This is a genomic window from Paenibacillus sp. JGP012 (assembly GCF_014203995.1).
Classification (GTDB): Bacteria; Bacillota; Bacilli; order Paenibacillales; family Paenibacillaceae; genus Paenibacillus; species Paenibacillus silvae.
Map to the genome: position 1 here is coordinate 273,231 of NZ_JACHKG010000001.1, position 18,552 is coordinate 291,782.

The window sequence follows — 18,552 nt, forward strand, 5'->3', positions numbered from 1 at the left end:
TTAAGCTTATAATGGATTAAAAAGAGCAAGGTGGTTAATCGTTATGCCCAAGATTGATGATGTTGCCAGGCAAGCGGGAGTGTCGGTCACAACCGTGTCCCGTGTATTGAACAACCGGGGGTATATTAGCGAGGAAACTCGCGAAAAGGTATACCGTGTGATGAAGGAACTTGATTATCAGCCTAACGAGATGGCCCGGGCGTTGTTTCGCAGAAAATCCAATATGATCGGTTTGATTATTCCCGATGTGTCTCATCCTTTTTTCAGTGAGATGACCTATCACTTGGAGTATTATGCGGATAAAGCAGGATATAAACTGCTCTTATGCAATTCCAATCGGGATGTTCGCAAAGAGAGCAAATATATGGATATGCTGAAAAAAAACAAGGTCGACGCCATTATTACAGGCAGCTCTTTACTTGAAGTGGAGCATTATCTCAATCTGAATTTACCTATCGTTTCACTTGATCGTGAGGTGGCAGACGATATTCCTGTCGTTTCCTCGGATAACGAGATGGGGGGCAGGCTGGCTACGCAGCTGCTGCTTGAAAAGAATTGTAAACAGCCGGCTTTTCTCTATCGAGGCATTGGTGGCCCACATCATGTAGCTTTACTCGCCAATGGCAGGGCTCAGGGGTATGAAGAAGTGATGCGCAGCGCGGGACTTGAACCCATTCATCTGCAGCTCGATGCTTCCGCCAAAGAGGAGCAGGAAATTCAGGAAGAAATCATGCGTTTTCTGGAGGAGCATCCAGCCGTGGATGGCATTTTTGCAAGCAGTGATGTTATTGCTGCGGAAGCTTTGCAGGCCTCCCGTCAGGCGGGGAAGCGTGTTCCCGAGGATATGCGAATTATCGGCTATGATGATGTCAAGATAGCATCGCTGCTTAGCCCACGTTTAAGCAGTGTAAGTCAGCCCATTCAGGCCATGGCCGAACGAATTATCGAGCTTGTGGTCAAACAAATTAAAGGAGAAGAAATTTCGAGTACGAACCTGTTCCCGGTGCAGCTGGTAGAACGCGAGACGACATAGGAGGGTGCTTGCAGAAAGCACACTTTCTGTGTTGCTTATATGTCAACCGGTTGACATATAAAAGATAAACATCGAACTATTGCTATATAAGTCGAACAGCGATTGGAGGGTTGTTCTGTCCTCGGAGTGGATTGTGTAACATCTTTAGTTCAACTTATATAGTCCCAAAATGAAGCTTGCCAATACGTCAGGAGGATACAGAAATGGGTTTTATAAATAGAGTTGCTCCAGAGCTGCGGGCGGGTCTGCTTGGGCTTGCGGTCATTCAGCTGCCGGAGGACCTGATGAAAGCAAGGCTCGATGCCGCACCTTCTGTTCAGGTATCTGATGCTGTAGAGATTGAGAATGTATATATCCGAGGGGAGCATGGAGATGAGCTTCAACTCCGCATGTATACCCCGGCACATACAGAGCCCACTACAAAAATTACAGAAAGACCGGCACTGCTGTGGATTCATGGCGGTGGAATGATACTCGGCAGTCCCGAAGGGGATGATCAGCTCTGCGCGGATTTTGCGACCCGTGCAGGTTGCATCGTCATCTCGCCGAATTATCGGCTGGCGCCCGAGCATCCTTATCCTGCGGGACTTGAGGACTGTTATACAACGCTGGAGTGGATATCCACCGAGGCTGAAGCAAGAGGAATCGACCGGAGCCGAATTGCTGTTGGAGGAGCCAGTGCAGGAGGAGGACTGGCTGCCGCACTTGCTCTTTTGACGCGGGATCGCCAAGGACCGGCACTATGCTTCCAGATGCCTCTTTATCCGATGCTGGATCATCGGAACGAAACTTCGTCGAGCTATGAAATCACGCATCCTTCGGTATGGAACCGGGCTCATAATCTGGCGGCATGGGAGATGTATCTCGGTCAGGACTTGAAAGCGGATATTCCCGTGTATGCTTCGCCAAGCCTTGCAACGGATCTCACAGGTCTGCCTCCTGCTTACATTTGCGTTGGTGAGCTGGACCTTTTTCGGGACGAGATTCTGGATTACGTTGCTCGTCTGGCCAGAGCAGGTGTTCAGGTGGAGTTTCATCTATATCCCGGCTGTTATCATGCGTCAGAACATGTTGCTCCCGAAGCGGACAGCAGTCAGCGTATTCGAAACGAATATATTGGACGTCTGGCTCAAGCTTTGAAGTCTCCAATTCGTAATATAAACAACCGCTGATTTTTGAAAAAACAAAACGTTTTACTGAAAGTATCGTACAGGACATAGCCCTACAATAAAGTTGTCATTGTCAAATGATAACCTTTGAATGAATACCGTGAAGGATTCGAGGAGGAAACAGGATGTTTGGGCTGGATGAAAGCATAAAGCTGGAGAGACGATCCAACGATCTCTTGGCCATCGGGGAACTGCTGATTGATATGATATCCAATGAATATGGTGATCATGCTGGATCAGACGGGTATACCCGCTTTTTTGGAGGAGCACCCTCCAACATTGCCATTAATGTCAAGCGGCTCGGGATTCGTTCACGTATCGCTTCAGCAGTCGGAGAGGATGGATTTGGCACCTTTTTACTGAGCCGTTTGCAGCAAGCGGGTATGGATACGGATGGCATTAAACGAGTGGGTGAAGCAACAAGCATGGTTGTCGTTAGCAAAAGCAAATCTACACCGATCCCCATTTTCTATCGGGCCGCTGATTTTCAACTGACCGTGGATGAGGCGCTCACAAAATGGCTGCGCAATTCCTCCATCGTTCACTTTTCGTGCTGGCCTCTATCCAGGCAGCCCGCCAGAGCAGCCATTGAACAGATTATTGCCGAGGCAAGAAAACATCATGTGTTGATTGGCTTTGATCCTAATTTCCACAAGATGATCTGGCAACCCGGGGAAGATGGTGCTGCATATGTACAGTCGATCATCCCGCAGGTGGATGTCATTAAACCGTCCAAGGATGATGCGGATCGTTTGTTTGGTGAGGCATCTGCCGACCAGCATTTACAGCGCTTTTTGGACCTGGGAGCACGGCTGGTTATTTTGACGTTGGGCGAAGAAGGTGCCCTGGTTTCCAATGGTGCAGAGACGGTGAAGTTTGAGACGTGTGCAGCAGAGGTTGTGGATACAACCGGAGCAGGGGACGCGTTCTGGTCCGGCTTTTATACCGCGCTCGTCAAGGGGTATACCCTTCGCGAAGCGTTAAAATCAGGTTTTGCCGTGAGTGCGTTCAAATTAAAGCATCCAGGTGCAATCGTAGAGCTGCCAGCTCTGGAGAATATTCGAGAACAGTACGGCATGGGAAAGGGTGGACACATTGCTTAAAAACCAGGTTCAATTAATTACCTATCCAGATTCGCTTGGCGGCAATTTGAGTACACTGAACCAGCTGCTCCAGACCGAACTTTCGGGTCTGTTTACAGGGGGAGTGCACATTCTGCCACCCTTCCCGTCATCAGGCGACCGTGGCTTTGCCCCGTTAACCTATCTGGAGATTGATCCGGCCTTTGGAACGTGGGATGACATTCGCTCTATTGGTGAGCATACGGATGTATTGGTTGATCTGATGGTGAATCATATTTCACAGCAGTCCCCTTATTTTCAGGATTTCCTTCTGAAAGGCAGGGCGTCCGAGTATGCCGATCTGTTCCTGACACTGGACAAGGTATGGGAAGATGGAAATCCGGTTCAGGCAGATATCGATCAGATGTTTTTACGCCGGGAAGTGCCTTATTCTACCTTTGAGATCAAAGAGACGGGCCAGGAAGAGAAGGTCTGGACGACCTTTGGCAAAACGACGCCCTCGGAGCAGATTGATCTGGATATACGGGCAGCCATTACACAGCAGCTGCTGAGATCCTTTTTTGAAAATTTCAAAAAAAACAATGTTAAAATTGTCAGACTGGATGCTGTCGGTTATGTTATAAAAAAATTAGGCACGAGCTGTTTCTTTGTAGAACCGGATATTTATCTGTTCCTTGACTGGGTGAAGGCGCTCGCCGATGAACTGGAGATTGAATTGCTGCCGGAAGTACATGCTCATTACAGTATTCAGTACAAGCTCGCCGAATATGGCTGCTGGATCTATGATTTTATTTTGCCATACCGGGTGCTGGAGGCGTTAATCAACCGTTCCGGCCGGGAGCTGTGTCAATATCTCCAGAACAGACCCGCCAATCAGTTCACCATGCTGGATTGTCATGATGGCATCCCGGTCAAACCTGATCTGGACGGACTTATCCGTACAGAGGAGGCACAGCAGCTGGTGGATATCTGTCTGGAGCGGGGAGCGAACCTCAGCCTGATTTTGTCGGATCAACACAAGTCAGAGGATGGCTTCAATGTTCACCAGATTCGGTGCACGTATTACAGTGCCTTGAACGAGGATGATGATGCATATCTGGCTGCACGAGCGATTCAATTTTTTGCGCCAGGTATTCCTCAGGTCTATTATGTCGGGTTGCTCGCCGGGGAGAATGATCTGGCACGTGTAGCCGAGACAGGAGAAGGTCGCGAGATTAATCGTCAGAATTATACGCTGGAGGACATCAGGTCGCAGCTGGATAAAGAGGTTGTGCAGCGTCTGATGAAGCTGATCCGCTTCCGCAACACACATCAGGCGTTTCAAGGAGAATTCAGTGTACTGGAATCTTCGGATGATCAGGTCTGTCTGGGCTGGAAGCAGGAAGATGTACAGTGCCGGTTGACCGTAAATATGGGTACCTATCAGTCCGTCGTGCACTATACAGATGATTCAGGTCAGCTTGTCGAATATATTGTCTAATCATGTAGGTTGAAATCGGTTGTTCTATCATCGAAGTGTCCGTGTAAACCGTCTTTAGTTCGATTATTATCCATAATCAGGGGGTTGCGAATATGGCTACTGTACAGGTAAACTTTTTCTCAAAAAGCATGCGCAGAGAGGTGTCGTTTAATGCTCTCTTGCCCGTAGACCTGCCCGTCATTCCGGGCCAGTCGGAGACGGCAATACAGCATCAGCCTTTGAAGTCGTTATATCTGTTGAACGGATACTCTGGCAATCAGTGGGACTGGATCACCTTCACACGAATTCGTGAGCTGGCTGACCGATACCGGGTCGCGGTATTTATGCCGGCTGGTGAAAATCATTTTTATGTCGATGATGAAGACAAGGGTGAACTGTATGGACAGTATGTAGGCCAGGAATTAGTGGCATTCACCCGTGAACTATTTCCTCTCTCTACCCGGCGTGAGCATACCTTTATTGGAGGTTTGTCAATGGGGGGATACGGTGCTATTCGAAACGGTCTGAAGTACGCGGAGCATTTCGGCGGAATCATTGCTTTATCCTCTGCCATCCTGCCTTACAAAATCGCAAATGCAGAGCCTGGTTATTCTGACGGCGTAGCAGATTATAAATATTTCACCCGGGTTTTCGGTGATCTGAGCAAGCTGGAAGGCAGTGATAAAGACCCGGAAGCATTGGTGATGCAGTTGAAGGAAAGCGGAGCGCTGATCCCCAATATTTATATGGCCTGCGGCACGGAGGACTTTTTGCTGGATGTCAATCAGCGGTTTCGGGATTTCCTGCTGCGTGAGCACGTTCCTGTGATCTATACAGAGAGTGCAGGCGTGCACAATTGGGATTTCTGGAACGACTACATTACACTTGCGCTGGACTGGTTGGCATCAAACGAACCATCAAAACCATAAAAGGTAGCTGAAACGATAGATTATGCCAAGCCTCTGAGGGTCGTGTGTTATGCATCGACTGTTCAGGGGCTGTCTGATTATTGCAAAGTGAATAATGCAGGTGAGAGTTAAGAGTTGAGAGATAAGAGATGAGGGAACGCATGCAGAGAAAACATTCATTCCGTAGCAGAAGCATTGTATTCAGATTGTACACCCAGATCACGGTTATTTTGGTTATTCTCTTTGCGGCGCTTCTTCTGAGCAACATCTATTCTCTTCAGGTGGTACAGAAAAATATCATCAGCAATTCAGAGCATACGCTGGCGATTTATACGGAATCGATTCGTAACAATCTGGATATCTATGCCAAGGATCTGATGGAGGTATTTGAAAATCAAGCTGATTTTGCCAGGGAATACGGGGATCAATACGGTTCTTCCGGTCATGCGGGAGATTATTTCAAAGAATTAAGACTGATCAATGCGCTGAAGTCCAAGATGTCGAATAATTATGCCAGTGACGGCATGTTCATTCAGATTGCCCGGGACGAGAGAGTGCTCACCTTATTCGGCAATCGGATCAACTCTTCGAACAAGCTGGCTCTAGTGGATGAATTGAAGCATCAAAACTGGAGAGAAATGCAGGTACAGGGGAATCAGGAGGGGCAGTGGAGCGTGGTAGAGGTGAATCACGTTTATTATTTGTTCAAATGGATTTCATACGGTGAGGTGAGCTTCGGCACGTTTGTCCAGGCAGATCACTTGATCTCCTTAACCAGTCGTGAAGCAGAACCTGCCAGCCAATTTGTACTCAGCGATCAGGATGGGCGTATTCTTACAGCAATGTCCAGTCAGGCAAGCTTGGCAAAAAAGGACCTCGACATGACCAAGCAGGAGCTGGGCAATCGTTATCTTTTTGTGAGCAGGCCAATTGCCGAATTCGGGCAAATCACCAATATTGTGATGAAACAAAGTGTGTTTTCCGGGCTGAAGCTGATCCAGTGGCTGATCATCGGTCTTGGAGCTGTTTCTATTATTGTCGTGCCATTGGTCATGCGATTTATCGCAAAAGAGATGCTGCGCCCGATTCTGGAATTGGTGAGGGCTGCAAAAGAGGTAGAAAAAGGCCAGCCCGCCTTCCCGCCGCCCTCCAGAGCGTATTCTGTTGAATTCATGAAGCTGTTCCATGCCTTTCAATCCATGGTGCATGAGATTACACATCTGAAGATTCAAAGTTATGAAGAGAAGATTGAGAAGAGCCGTGCTGAGCTGAAGGTGTTACAGATGCAGATCAGACCTCATTTTTATCTCAATGCAATCTCCACCATCTCCAGTTTGACTTATCAAAATCGGAATGAAGAGATCAGGCGTATGATTCAGATGCTGTCCCGTCATCTCCGTTATATGTTCCGGGCTGAGCAGATGCTTGTCAGCATCAATGAAGAGATGAATCATGTTGAAAACTATATTCGCATGCAAGAAATACGCTACCCGGATCAGATTTTTTATATGACTGATCTGGAGCCGGAAGCAGGTCAAGTTCGTATTCCGCAGCTTTTGCTTCAGACCTTTGTGGAAAATTGCTTCAAGCATGCTCTAACTTATGGAGAGCTGTTATCTATATTTATCCGTGCGCATGTAGAGAGAAAGACAGACGGGGAGATGTACGTTCATATCGTCATCGAGGACAATGGTGAAGGATTCCCGGAAGCCCGGCTTCAGCAAACCCCTTCTTCAGAGGTGACTAAGCACGAGGGTGAGCATGTTGGTATAGCAACCATTCGCAGAACGCTGCAATTATTATACAAACAGGATGATCTGCTGTTGCTGTCGAACGGCGAAGAAGCAGCGGGAGCCAAAATTGACATATGGATACCCGTCCAGGACGACTCCGGTGCTGCATCAGGTATGAAAGTGGGGGAAGTATAGATGCAATGTATGCTGATTGATGATGATATTCCTACCGTTCAGGTGTTGCGAGAGATTATTCCCTGGCCTTCTTACGGTTTTACGGATGTGTCACAGGCGCACTGTGTTCAGGATGCACAAATGCTCTTTGCCGCGGGTGTTCCTGATCTCGTTATTTGTGATATCGAGATGCCCAGAGGTTCGGGGATTGAGATGATTCAATGGATCAGAGAGCAGGGGTATGATTGTGCTTTTATTTTTTTTACATGCCACGAAAGCTTTGATTTTGCGTCCACGGCGATCTCCTTCAATGCGGATTCTTATCTGCTCAAACCTTTGAATCAGGAAAAGCTTGAAGCAGCTGTCATGAAGGCTGTTGGCGGCTTGCGGTGGCGAAGACAGATGGGGGAGTATCAGAAGTTTGGCAAGGCATGGCTGAAAAATAAAGGTTTGGTGGAAGCTGGCTTCTGGACGGATATATTAATGGCGACGATTGCCCCGCGGCTGGACCTGATTCAGGGGGAGATTCTCAAACGGGAACTGACGATTCAAACAGAGCAAGCCTATGTGCTGGTGCTGATTAGTGTATTTCTATCCGAAATTGATGAAAGATGGAATGAAAGTACGTTCCGATATGCATTTGCCAATCTCAGCTCAGAGATTATGCTGCTGCGGCTTCATTATGACCGGATCGTTTCCTATCAGAAGAACAGCATGCTGTATGTTGCCGTGGTATTGGATGAGGACTACGTTAGCCGAACACAGCTGGAGGAACGCGCCCGGCTGCTCATTCAATTGATGAATGAATATTTGAAATGTATGGCAACCTGTTATATTAGCGAGTCTAAGTTGATCGATGAACTGTGCGGGTCGAAGGCAGAACTTGAACGCATGGATCATTCGAATGTCATGTATCGAGGCAAGGTTCACCTGCAGCAAGAGGTATTTCAACGGGAGTGTCAGCAACGATTTGATCTGGATACAGTTCACTACACAAGCCTCTTTGTTGAGCGGGAGAAGGCGCAGATTGTGAACCGTCTCAAAAAAGATTTGGAGCAGCTTGCTGCGCAGCAGCGGTTGGATGCGGAGATGCTGTATGTCATACGCGAGGATTTCATGCAAGTGGTGTATGCCATTTTGGCTCAGAACCATGTACAGGCTCATCAGCTTTTTACCGATCAGCTTGCCCAGCAGTTATATATCAAATGCGAGCATAGCATTTTTGATTTTATGAAATGGGCTCATCTTGTCACCGAACGCACCATCGAAACGATTAAGCAGAATCAGCGCTCGGAAGGAATTGTAGACAAGGCGATGCGTTATATTCATGAAAATTACACCAGAGATCTGAATCGTGAAGAGGTGGCAGCCAGCGTATTTCTGACCCCGGACTATCTTGCCAAAATGTTCAAACAAGCGACAGGGCTGACGATGAAGGAATATTTGAATGAAGTTCGAATTAAAGCGGCCAAGCGTATGTTAATTGAAAGTCGTTTGAGCGTGGGGCAGATTGCAATGGAAACGGGATATGATACGATATCTTATTTTTCTACCGTATTCAAAAAGCTTGCAGGAGAAACACCGAACGCATTCAGAGCGAGACATCGTGATATTCAGTTGAATAATGACGTTTAACGTGTTTGATGGTCAAGTAGCGTTACAGATACAGGATAAACTCTGCTTCATACGGAGCAGGGTTTTTGTTATTTCCAGACATCAGGCAGGATGCATCCCGTTTTTACGAAAAAACAGAACGTTTTTGTTAAAGCCGCAGAGGGCACAATTTTATAAAATGAAAACGAATACAAGCACGACACAAGGAGGTCATGAAACAAGATGAAAACAAAGAGATTATGGGGTTCCCTGTTATCACTGGTGCTCTGCGGTTCCTTGCTGGCAGGATGCGGGGCAGAATCTTCATCCTCAACCGCACAAGAGGGGGACGGCTCGCAAAAGGTGGAAAAGGTCGTATTCGCGATGCCTTCATTCAATCGCATTCCTGATGATATCAGTAAAGTTACAGCGGCCATCAATGCAATCACTGTTCCGAAAATCGGTGTTGAAGTTGATTTCAGATTATACGGTCCGGCAGATTATGCGCAGAAAGTGAATCTTGCATTGCAAAGCGGTGAGCAGATGGACGTTTTTACAACGCTGGGGCAATTCACAAACTATGTATCCAAAAACCAGCTGTATCCGCTTGATGAATTGCTGCCGCAATATGGCAAGGAGCTGACACAGATTCTGGAAAAGGATTTTGGCCCAAATCTGCTGGATGCAACCACGATGGATGGACATATCTACGGCATCCCGGTGAATAAAGGCATGTCCTTGCCAACGAACATTGTGTACAATGCCGACATGCTGAAGGAAGCTGGCATGACATCGGACCAAATCTCGTCACTGGATAATCTGCCTGCGGTATTCGAAGCGGTCAAGCAAAAACAACCAGATGTTATTCCTTTTGGACCGGTTAATGTTAACCCGAGTGACACCAATCTGGTGTTGGCGCTGAAGGGCATGCACAAGATTGATTTCCTGTCAGATACTACGGGAATCGGTGTTGTTGTAGGCAACGACGGGAAGGTTCAGAACTTCTATGATACAGAGGCATTCAAACAGGGTGCCCAAATGATGCGTGACTGGTTTGAAAAAGGTTATCTGGAGAAGGATGCTGCTACAACGTCTATTTCCTTCTCGGATACGATCGCTTCAGGTCGTGGTTTCTCTTTCCTCGGAGGATACAGCGGAATGGAGGCCGCCAAAGCGCTTGGTGCACAAACGGGCAAAAACCTGGAAATGAAACGTTTGGTACCGTATTACTTTGATACCAGTGCGGTCAATCTGGTGAGCTGGATGGTGTCCAGTACGACGAAAGCTCCTGAGGGCTCGGTTAAATTTCTCAATATGCTGTATACCGATCAGCAGCTGATTAATACGATCCTGTACGGCATTGAAGGTGAGGACTACGTCAAGGTGGATGAGCACCACGTGAAGTTCCCGGATGGCATGGATGCTTCAACTGTTCCCTATACAGCCATGCTGAGCACGGGCATCGTCGGTTCGGAATCGCTGCAATACCAGCTGGAAGGTGTGAACTGGTCTGATGTGGAGCTGAAGCTGAAGGAGAACAAGGAAACGGAGCGCTCACCGTATTTCGGCTTTATCTTTGATCCAAGTGAAGTCAAAACACAGATGAGCGCCGTAACCAACGTGGTCAATCAATATCTGCCTGCGCTCGTTACCGGGGTGCTTGATCCTGACAAAACCATTCCACAATTCGTAAAAGCTTTGAACGATGCGGGGGCCCAGGATATTATCGCGAGCAAACAAAAGCAGCTGGATCAATGGATTGCAGAACATCAGAAATAAAATGTGGATGAACGTTTAATGTGGAGCGGCGGTGTAAGGCCTTGGAACACGCCCCCGCTCTTCATTATGGAGGGGAATGGAGCAATGACTGTGAAAACCAAATCCGGAGGGATAAGAAAAACACTGCCTTTACTACTGCTTGCTGCGCCGGGTCTGCTGTATTTTCTGATCAACAATTATTTGCCAATGGCCGGCATCTTTATCGCTTTCAAGGATGTGAACTACGCCAAAGGTATCTTTGGAAGTGATTGGGTGGGCTTCGACAATTTCAAATTTTTGTTTCAGACAAGTGACGCCTGGATCATGACACGCAACACACTGTTGTACAATCTGGCCTTTATCGTGCTTGGTACGATGCTGTCGATTGCCATTGCCATTCTGATGTCCGAGCTGTTAAAAAGCGTATGGTCCAAGCTGTTTCAGTCCGGTCTTGTTTTACCCAATCTGATCTCGATGGTTGTACTGTCTTATATCGTATTTGCTTTCCTGAATGCAGACAGCGGTTTTATCAATAATTCCATCTTGAAGCCGCTTGGCATTCCCGAGATTAACTGGTATTCAGAAGCCAAGTATTGGCCATATCTGCTGGTGTTTATTCAGCTGTGGAAGACGGCAGGATACGGCTCTATTGTGTATATCGCTTTTATCTCCGGCATTGATAAAAGCATCTATGAAGCGGCCAAAATTGATGGTGCAGGCAAGCTCAAGCAGATTCGCATGATTACACTGCCTTTGCTCAAGCCAACCATTATCATACTGACTCTGATGTCCATTGGCCGTATTTTCAATTCCGATTTTGGCTTGTTCTATCAGGTGCCGATGAATGCCGGGGCATTATACAGCACCACACAGACGATTGATACGTATGTGTACCGGGCGTTGATGCAGGTTAATGATATCGGGATGTCAGCGGCTGCAGGCTTATATCAATCCATTGTGGGATTTGTTTTGGTGATGGTTGCGAATGCCATTGTCAAAAAAGTTAATCCTGAGAATGCATTATTTTAGGGGGAAACACCATGATACAAACCAAGGGTGAACGCGCTTTTCATGTGTTTTCCATCGCTGCTATGGCTGTGTTTACGCTGCTTGCTTTTCTGCCTTTTATTCTGATCATCATGGCATCCTTCACGGATGAATCGTCATTAATTCGAAACGGTTACAGCTTTTTTCCAGAAAAAATGAGCATGGATGCTTACGTATACATGTGGTCCTCAGCATCTACATTTGTTCGTGCTTATGGGGTATCCTTTCTAGTCACTGTGCTCGGAACGGCGCTTGGATTGTTAATTACCAGCATGCTCGCTTATCCGATGTCGCGTCAGGACTTTAAATACCGCAATGTGCTGGCCTTTATCGTGTTTTTCACCATGCTGTTCAGCGGGGGCATTGTACCTTCCTATATTTTATGGACCAAGTATTTTCAGATTAAAGATACGCTTGCAGCGCTTATTATCCCGAATTTGCTGACCAATGGATTCTACGTGCTGTTAATCCGAAATTTTTATAAAAATAATATCCCTGTTGAGCTGATTGAGTCAGCACAGATCGATGGAGCCTCAGAGCTTCGCATTTTCTATCGCATGATGCTGCCTCTTTCCGTACCGGTTCTGGCGACCGTTGGGCTATTTATGGGACTGGCATATTGGAATGACTGGATTAATGCCTTATATTTTATAACCAAACCCCAGTACTACGGAATTCAGAATATGCTGATTCGTTTGATGAATAACATTCAGTTTCTGAAATCAGGCCAGGCCAGCAGCATGCTCGGTGCCAATGCAGCTGAGCTGCCGAGTACAGCGGTACGCATGGCTATGGCAATCATCGGGATTTTGCCGATCCTCGTGGTATTTCCTTTCCTTCAAAAGTATCTGACCAAGGGTATTATTGTTGGTGCAGTTAAAGGTTGATCACCAGCTTAGAAGCTGAAGTCCAAGGAGGAGCATAGATGAATGTACAGCAAGTTATGGAAACGGTGATTCAGGATTCCTGCGGAGATCAGCGTCTTCCAGGCACGGGAGATGTGCTTGTCGCTGGAGAAGCAGGCACAAAGGTAACAGGCATTGTGACCACATATATGGCAACGGTCGATGTTATTCGGCAGGCTCATGCCATAGGAGCTAATCTGATTATTACACATGAGCCGAGCTTTTATACGGGAGCAGATCAGCTGGACTGGGTACAGCAAGATCCTGTGTATGAAGCCAAGCGAAAGCTTATCGAGGATTGCGGTATGGCAATCTGGCGATACCATGATTACATGCATATGGCACAGCCGGATCGAATGTACACGGGATTGATCAAGGAGCTGGGCTGGGAATCCAGACAGGTTGATTACCCGCATCCATGGATTTATGAGATGGATTCGTTGAAGCTTCGTGATCTGGCGGAGCAATTGAAGCAACAGCTGCACATGGATGTTATACAAATTGTAGGAAACCCTGATATGACATGTTCTCGCATTGGCATTCTTGTTGGCGGAGGAAGTCTGGGGTTAGGCAAAGAGTCGATGCCTATGGAGCTTATGCGAGAACAAAACCTGGACGTCATGATCTGTGGCGAGATTACGGAATGGACGCTGTGTGCGTATGTCAACGATGCAGCCATGCTCGGATTAAACAAGGCAATGCTTGTTATCGGACATGAACGCAGTGAAGAGTGGGGTATGAAACATATGGCCGATTGGCTGCAGCCCCTTGTTGGTGAGATTCCAGTGCATTTTGTGGATGCCAAAGAGCCTTTTCTGTACCTGTGAACCCATATAAGTTGACGCGCGCGCAATTATTTATTTACACGTGAACGGAGAGGACAGAAAAAACCTGAAAAAGCGGAGCGGTCGCCTTTATCACCGGATTTTCCCTTTGGAAAAGGGAATCGGAAAAATCTGGGGATAACAGCGATTGGAAGGTTGTTCTGTCATCGGAGTGGATGGTGTAAAATATTTAGTTCAACTGATATAGATCTAGCTGCAATTCAAACTGCATAGAATTCGAAGTCCATCGTAAAGCCTGCTAATGCAGGCTTTTTGGCGTTGGGATTGGACTTAGAATGAATTGGGAACGTGAACTTACATAGAAGTGGCGATGGAATCAAACAATGAGAACACGAAGTTCAAAAGGAGGCAGCAGGGGATGAAGGAAAAGGATATCAAGCGAAAAAATGGCGGGTACAGGTATTCTGCTACCTGGGGATTTCGATGGGCAATCCTGCTCTGTGTGGCAGGGGTAATCAGCGTGACAAGCGGATCAGGAGTATCCGCCAGTCAGGATGGCATATCATCAGCTCAGCCTAATCGAATGGCGATTATTATTGATGATATGGGCAATGACATGAAGGGAACTGCCGAAATTTTGAATATGCCGGTCAAGCTGACTGTGGCGGTGATGCCTTTTTTGCAAACGACCAAGAAAGATGCGGCGGCCGCGCATGATAAAGGGATGGATGTCATTGTTCATATGCCGATGGAACCGAAGAAGGGAAGACCAGAATGGCTTGGTCCGGGGGCAATCACTTCCAATCTGACAGATGAGCAGGTGCGGGAGCGTGTGGAAAAAGCCATTGATGATGTCCCTTATGCCATCGGCATGAATAATCATATGGGGTCAAAAATTACATCTGATAAGCGCATTATGTCCATCGTGCTGGATGTCTGCCGGGAGCGCGGTCTGTTTTTTGTCGATAGCCGGACCAATTTTCGTTCTGTTGTAGGGGAACTGGCCGCAGTCAAAAACATGCCTCCCGTTGGCAATGATATTTTCCTGGATGATCAGAACTCCAAGACACATATTCGTAAACAGCTTCATCTGGCTGCCCAGCATGCGGTTGACAAAAAAAGCTGTGTTGTCATCGGCCATGTTGGACATACAGGCATGAACACCTCTGCGGTGATTCGTGAGTCGATATCAGGTTTGAAAAATCAGGTTCAGTTCGTAGGCATCAGCGATCTCGTGCGGGATGTGTGGCACTGGCAGGCAGCGCCTACACTACCGACAGATAATAAATAATGCCGTCTGCAATGGATTGTGCAATTCGTTTCTGCTCTTTCGGATCAGTGATTCTGGCTCGATCAGCTGCGTTGCTTAGAAATCCGGTCTCCACAATGACCGCAGGCTGCTTCACATAATTCAGCAAGTAAAACGGTTTGCCCCATACCACTTCACGATGTGTACCGCATGAACGGTTCATCGCATCCTGAATCGACTGTGCTAGCAAATAGCTGCGACCTTCTTTCTGATGCAGAACGACAGGTCCGTGTGTAGCCGCACGGGGGCTCCAGTTCGCATGAATGCTGACGACAATATCGGTGCTCACTTCTTCGCTGAGGCTTTTACGCTGTGCCAGATCTCTTATGTGCCGTGAACGGCTGTTCAACCAGCGGTTCTCATCACTAAGCGCATAATCGCCGAGACGATTAATGATGACTGCATACCCTTTGCTGCGGAGCAGCAGATAGACTTTTTGACTGATCGCCAGATTAACGTCTTTCTCCAGCACACCAGCTTCGGTTGTACCGCCATCAATACCGCCATGTCCAACATCCAGCAGAATCACTGGTGCTGCAAAAGCATGATGGCTTGAACGGTAAGCATCTCCATCCGTGATCGGCATCATTGAGGGCTTTTGGACCGGAGAAGGCTTGGCCTGTATCGGCATTGAAGCAAAGCACATAGCTGTAGCGGGAAAAGAATGAAAACTGATTAGCAAGGCCGCAGTTGCGGCAAGCAGTTTATACATGGACACACACTCTCCTTCATAAATAGGGATCTGTAGCAGATTCGGGACGTAGTGGATACCTTTGGCATTAGACTGTGCAATCTGATGTATTTCATACGCGGCGGTTCAAAAAATGTTTAGGTTGATCATGTCGTGCGCACAATAGAAGTAACGTCTTTTCATAAAGGGTACGATTAGAGGAGGGCTGCAATATGGCAAAAGGTGATGAGCTTGTTAAATACATTACACAGCGCGTCGTGCATTATATGGACACACCGAAGGATGAGCGGAAGGAACGAAGAGCACAGAGCAGAAGGAAAGAGCCGTGGTCAATGAAGTGGTTTGGCATGATTCCGTTTGCGGTTTCGCTCTGGGTTGGCCAAAAAGAAAGCAGCATGAAATCGAAGCATCGTAAACACCGCTCGTCCAAAAAAAGAGAACACACATGAAATACGGTTACAGTGAAGCCGTTTTTATCTGTCGACACACCTAAGAAGACGCCATCCTTATGAAAAGGGGGCGTCTTCTTTGTAGTCAGTGATGATGTTATTCCATAAGTTCCATAAGTGCACTTTATGCTGTGGATTGTATTGGTTTGAATACTCTGTTTGTTATTACGGGTTAATTATATAAAAATGTCCATCATTCCACAGTGTATTCATGGGCACAAATCGCTGAACCGAGTGCATGCCACCTAATGCCACGTAAAGAATAGAATCGGAATCTTTGTGCCACCACTGATGCGCGCTTACCGGCAATGGACCGCCATAGAACAGATTGCGTTCTCCTGCCGAAAAGACGAGAGCCTCGTTCTGATTGTACTGCAGCCAATTCTCGATATGAGCAGGCTGGAGCGGTTCCGATGTCAGCCAAGCCAGCTGCAGGGAAGGATCAAACGCCGGATGCGTGTATACCTGATTTGTTCTCACGACTTTCACAGCGGAGTTGTCCTGCGGTTCAAGCATTTCAGCAGCGCCCCATGATGAGGATGGAGCATTGTTCTCCCATTGTTGTAACGTATGATCAGGTAACAAATCACCATTGGATGCATCCACGTACAAGGCGTCCTGATTCGGTTGTTCCAGCTTCCAGTATGCAAGCAGGGGAGGAGCGTAATGTGCTGTAATCTTCCCGCCAGCAGCCTGAACCATCGCCTGCTTCAGATGAAGTCGCTCCAGTGCTTGTCCCAGCAGCTCATTATCGTACAGTGCTTGTTCGCCCTGACCATACTCGCTGAGAGTAAGTTCTCCCAGACTTGTAACTGAAATAATCATATATCCGACGCGTTTGTCCGTAATGCTGGCCTGAACAAACCAGCCATGCGTTCCGGGGCCCAGTGGATAATAGTCCAGCTTGGCTGCAAGCCAGTCCGAATTGGACGTGCCGAGTGCACGCGCCTGCTGCTCTGCATATTGCTCTACGGCAGCAGGGGCCAGATGGCTTGTCGGTGCAGTCGCATAGGCTGTCGGCCAGAACGAGCATACGGCAAAGCTGATCATCACGCTCAGGAGCACGTATATGCATCTTTGAATACGGCTTTGTTTTCGTCCGAAATCACTCTTCATATCAACACCTTCTTCCTGATTCAATTGTAGAGGCTACTTATTGCAAAGGATGCTGCAACATGTCGGTCAAGCGGTCATGAATAAACACTACTTTTGCCAGCATTTGCAGGAAAAGTAGTGTGCTCGTCTATCTTAGATGAAACATGCCGCTGCTGATTGCAGTGACCTTTACCTTTGGCTCATATTGCCAGATCATCTCGGTTCGCCGTGTCTCATACTGCCTTTTCATCGCCTCGCGATCCATAACCGCCTGTTTTGCTTTTTCCTGCTCCGGGTCAACCTGCTCCACGTCAGGAGATAGGGCAGGTTCAGCAGCAAGCTCTGCATCACTCGCAACTGGCTCCAGCATGCCCCGAACCCGATTGTTGACAGCCTGCACAGGCGAGGCTTCAGGTGGCGAAGGGACAGCCTGATTATTGGAGGCTTCACGGACAGTTAATCGATTGGCAGCGGCCCGGGCATCTTCTGTTTCTTCGGACTTCTCAACCTCAGGCATATCTTCCCTCAGCACGGCCTCATAATACGCATCGACTACATCCAGCTCCATTTGCAGCCGTTCCTGAGCTTTTTCAGCCCAGCTGTAATCCAGTTTGCTTAACTGACGGGTCAGATGTAATTCAAGTGCTGCTCCTGCATCCGCCAAAGAAATTTTGGGTGCCTGGGCATGCATATTCTCGGCCAGTCTTGGACTAAGGTCGCGCCGGCTAAGCTTGCTGCCAAAGTTCTCAACAATCTCGCCTGAACGCAAGGAAATGCCGAGAAAGTGAAGTTCCTCCCGTTTCAGGTCACAGGCAAACTCGATTTTGAAGCAAACGCCGAGCCAAGGCTCATACACAGCAGGAGCTGTCGCACGAATCTGTCGTTTGGCAGCCTGCTCAAACAGATTGACAAAAGCTCCGCCTTCACGGGCCGCTGCAAAAATCTGCTGTAATCTGCGGCTGCCATACACAACGTCTTCACGCAAAATACGACCAGGACCGAGCTGCGGCATAGATGGTGTAATGCCAAAATATCGCCCGAGAATGGTATCTTTGGGTGCGCTTGAGTCCGTTTCAGGTGCTGCTGGAGCAGGCTGTGCTGCCTTCGCCTTGGCTTCCGCTGCTTCCATCATCTGCTGATAGGCCTCCGGGTCAAAAACAAAGGTAAAAGACATCGTCTCCGGCTCCACACCGACACGTTCTACAAACCCCCAGTAATAGGGGCGGTTGGTTAACGCTTTATCTGCCTCAGGCGACAGCTTGACCGTCACATGGGCGGGTGATCTTTCAAGGATTTGACAATCTAGAGCTTCAAGGTAAGTCAGGACATAAGCCTGTATTTCGTGTGATGACATCGTCATGG

General features: G+C 47.7%; 16 protein-coding genes. 13 read left to right on the top strand and 3 right to left on the bottom strand.

The genetic code is table 11. The features are described 5' to 3' along the window. Positions 1 to 43: 43 nt before the first annotated feature. The 12 genes from HNR77_RS01275 to HNR77_RS01330 all read left to right on the top strand — a co-directional run bounded on the left by HNR77_RS01275 (position 44) and on the right by HNR77_RS01330 (position 14,937). On the top strand, positions 44 to 1,033 hold the full coding sequence (locus HNR77_RS01275; protein ID WP_184179956.1) for a LacI family DNA-binding transcriptional regulator: 990 nt from the start codon (positions 44 to 46) through the stop codon (positions 1,031 to 1,033). A gap of 203 nt (positions 1,034 to 1,236) precedes the next feature. Beyond that, positions 1,237 to 2,205 (top strand): alpha/beta hydrolase, encoded by a 969-nt coding sequence (locus tag HNR77_RS01280; RefSeq protein WP_184179959.1) that lies wholly within the window; start codon positions 1,237 to 1,239, stop codon positions 2,203 to 2,205. A gap of 122 nt (positions 2,206 to 2,327) precedes the next feature. Next, positions 2,328 to 3,305: a carbohydrate kinase family protein gene (locus HNR77_RS01285; protein ID WP_184179961.1), complete on the top strand. Its 978-nt coding sequence runs from the start codon at positions 2,328 to 2,330 to the stop codon at positions 3,303 to 3,305. After that, positions 3,298 to 4,764, top strand: a complete 1,467-nt coding sequence (gene gtfA / locus HNR77_RS01290; RefSeq protein ID WP_184179964.1) for a sucrose phosphorylase — start codon at positions 3,298 to 3,300, stop codon at positions 4,762 to 4,764. The genes HNR77_RS01285 and gtfA overlap by 8 nt, the downstream gene beginning before the upstream one ends. Positions 4,765 to 4,856: 92 nt before the next feature. Continuing rightward, entirely contained in the window at positions 4,857 to 5,672 is an 816-nt protein-coding gene (locus HNR77_RS01295; RefSeq protein ID WP_184179967.1) for an alpha/beta hydrolase, read from the top strand. 140 nt (positions 5,673 to 5,812) lie between these two features. Next, positions 5,813 to 7,579 carry a sensor histidine kinase gene (locus HNR77_RS01300; protein WP_260410210.1) on the top strand — a complete coding sequence of 589 codons (1,767 nt, stop codon included), beginning with the start codon at positions 5,813 to 5,815 and terminating at the stop codon, positions 7,577 to 7,579. Then, positions 7,580 to 9,193, top strand: a complete 1,614-nt coding sequence (locus HNR77_RS01305) for a helix-turn-helix domain-containing protein (RefSeq protein ID WP_184179970.1) — start codon at positions 7,580 to 7,582, stop codon at positions 9,191 to 9,193. Positions 9,194 to 9,394: 201 nt separating this feature from the next. After that, positions 9,395 to 10,930, top strand: a complete 1,536-nt coding sequence (locus tag HNR77_RS01310) for an ABC transporter substrate-binding protein (RefSeq protein WP_184179974.1) — start codon at positions 9,395 to 9,397, stop codon at positions 10,928 to 10,930. A gap of 84 nt (positions 10,931 to 11,014) precedes the next feature. Further along, on the top strand, positions 11,015 to 11,938 hold the full coding sequence (locus HNR77_RS01315; protein WP_111270058.1) for an ABC transporter permease: 924 nt from the start codon (positions 11,015 to 11,017) through the stop codon (positions 11,936 to 11,938). An 11-nt stretch (positions 11,939 to 11,949) separates the two neighbouring features. After that, positions 11,950 to 12,843 (top strand): carbohydrate ABC transporter permease, encoded by an 894-nt coding sequence (locus HNR77_RS01320; RefSeq protein ID WP_111269892.1) that lies wholly within the window; start codon positions 11,950 to 11,952, stop codon positions 12,841 to 12,843. Positions 12,844 to 12,881: 38 nt separating this feature from the next. After that, entirely contained in the window at positions 12,882 to 13,688 is an 807-nt protein-coding gene (locus HNR77_RS01325) for a Nif3-like dinuclear metal center hexameric protein (RefSeq protein WP_184179977.1), read from the top strand. A 376-nt stretch (positions 13,689 to 14,064) separates the two neighbouring features. Further along, positions 14,065 to 14,937, top strand: a complete 873-nt coding sequence (locus tag HNR77_RS01330; RefSeq protein WP_184179980.1) for a divergent polysaccharide deacetylase family protein — start codon at positions 14,065 to 14,067, stop codon at positions 14,935 to 14,937. On the opposite strand, the gene HNR77_RS01335 is transcribed toward HNR77_RS01330, so the two are convergent. Then, positions 14,912 to 15,667, bottom strand: coding sequence for an N-acetylmuramoyl-L-alanine amidase family protein (locus HNR77_RS01335; protein ID WP_184179983.1), 756 nt, complete (start codon positions 15,665 to 15,667; stop codon positions 14,912 to 14,914). The genes HNR77_RS01330 and HNR77_RS01335 overlap by 26 nt on opposite strands. Before the next feature lie 191 nt (positions 15,668 to 15,858). Here HNR77_RS01335 and HNR77_RS01340 point away from each other — a divergent pair, with 191 nt between their 5' ends. Continuing rightward, on the top strand, positions 15,859 to 16,095 hold the full coding sequence (locus HNR77_RS01340) for a YqzE family protein (RefSeq protein ID WP_184179986.1): 237 nt from the start codon (positions 15,859 to 15,861) through the stop codon (positions 16,093 to 16,095). A gap of 165 nt (positions 16,096 to 16,260) precedes the next feature. Here HNR77_RS01340 and HNR77_RS01345 read toward each other — a convergent pair whose 3' ends face one another. Together HNR77_RS01345 and HNR77_RS01350 are read right to left on the bottom strand one after the other, a co-directional pair. Further along, positions 16,261 to 17,235, bottom strand: coding sequence for a hypothetical protein (locus HNR77_RS01345; RefSeq protein WP_184179989.1), 975 nt, complete (start codon positions 17,233 to 17,235; stop codon positions 16,261 to 16,263). Between the two features lie 103 nt (positions 17,236 to 17,338). Continuing rightward, a complete protein-coding gene (locus tag HNR77_RS01350) occupies positions 17,339 to 18,550 on the bottom strand; it encodes a YqhG family protein (RefSeq protein WP_260410211.1) in 1,212 nt (403 codons plus the stop codon). Between the last annotated feature and the right edge of the window lie 2 nt (positions 18,551 to 18,552).

What these genes read in the sequence shown, in the direction of transcription:
- HNR77_RS01300 (WP_260410210.1), top strand. Translation starts at nt 5,813, where the DNA reads ATGCAGAGAAAACATTCATTCCGTAGCAGAAGCATTGTATTCAGATTG.
- HNR77_RS01310 (WP_184179974.1), top strand. Translation starts at nt 9,395, where the DNA reads ATGAAAACAAAGAGATTATGGGGTTCCCTGTTATCACTGGTGCTCTGC.
- HNR77_RS01280 (WP_184179959.1), top strand. Translation starts at nt 1,237, where the DNA reads ATGGGTTTTATAAATAGAGTTGCTCCAGAGCTGCGGGCGGGTCTGCTT.
- HNR77_RS01335 (WP_184179983.1), bottom strand. Translation starts at nt 15,667, where the DNA reads ATGTATAAACTGCTTGCCGCAACTGCGGCCTTGCTAATCAGTTTTCAT.
- HNR77_RS01305 (WP_184179970.1), top strand. Translation starts at nt 7,580, where the DNA reads ATGCAATGTATGCTGATTGATGATGATATTCCTACCGTTCAGGTGTTG.
- HNR77_RS01275 (WP_184179956.1), top strand. Translation starts at nt 44, where the DNA reads ATGCCCAAGATTGATGATGTTGCCAGGCAAGCGGGAGTGTCGGTCACA.
- HNR77_RS01315 (WP_111270058.1), top strand. Translation starts at nt 11,015, where the DNA reads ATGACTGTGAAAACCAAATCCGGAGGGATAAGAAAAACACTGCCTTTA.
- HNR77_RS01295 (WP_184179967.1), top strand. Translation starts at nt 4,857, where the DNA reads ATGGCTACTGTACAGGTAAACTTTTTCTCAAAAAGCATGCGCAGAGAG.
- HNR77_RS01350 (WP_260410211.1), bottom strand. Translation starts at nt 18,550, where the DNA reads ATGACGATGTCATCACACGAAATACAGGCTTATGTCCTGACTTACCTT.
- HNR77_RS01285 (WP_184179961.1), top strand. Translation starts at nt 2,328, where the DNA reads ATGTTTGGGCTGGATGAAAGCATAAAGCTGGAGAGACGATCCAACGAT.
- HNR77_RS01330 (WP_184179980.1), top strand. Translation starts at nt 14,065, where the DNA reads ATGAAGGAAAAGGATATCAAGCGAAAAAATGGCGGGTACAGGTATTCT.
- HNR77_RS01325 (WP_184179977.1), top strand. Translation starts at nt 12,882, where the DNA reads ATGAATGTACAGCAAGTTATGGAAACGGTGATTCAGGATTCCTGCGGA.
- HNR77_RS01340 (WP_184179986.1), top strand. Translation starts at nt 15,859, where the DNA reads ATGGCAAAAGGTGATGAGCTTGTTAAATACATTACACAGCGCGTCGTG.
- HNR77_RS01320 (WP_111269892.1), top strand. Translation starts at nt 11,950, where the DNA reads ATGATACAAACCAAGGGTGAACGCGCTTTTCATGTGTTTTCCATCGCT.